Origin of the sequence: Gemella sp. GH3, assembly GCF_013415425.1 — a bacterium.
Lineage (GTDB): Bacteria > Bacillota > Bacilli > Staphylococcales > Gemellaceae > Gemelliphila.
In genome coordinates, this window is sequence record NZ_JACBYC010000249.1 from 1 (window position 1) to 409 (window position 409).

The following is a 409-nucleotide window of genomic DNA, read 5'->3' on the forward strand; positions in this document are numbered from 1 at the left end:
ATGGTCAATATCATGTAAGAATTCAAAATAATGAATTTGCGAAGAAACGTGTTTCAAGTGATTCAACGGAAAATAAATCAACTTCTACAGACACGAGTACTTCAAATGTATCACAAAACAGTGATTCATCTAAAAAAGTAACTGCTAAAGATTATCAAGCAACAACGTATAAAAATATTTATAAAGATGTTGTGTATGATAAAAATAAATTACATAAAGAATTACCAATTTTTGTAAGTGGACATTTTAGAAATGCAATTAATAATGAGGAATCATCTTTATACGAAGGTGCTTTAAATCCTAATGTAAAAATTGAAAAATTAAATGATTTATATAAATATACTGTTCACTTACATCCTGGAATTGCTGATGTCGGCGGAGAATTCTATGATTTTGAACTTTTCAGAGT

Annotated in this window: 1 pseudogene; it reads left to right on the forward strand. The window is 27.4% G+C overall.

Going from position 1 to position 409, the window contains the following annotated elements:
• Window positions 1–409: pseudogene (locus tag HZY83_RS08135) on the forward strand (NEAT domain-containing protein); the annotation flags it as partial.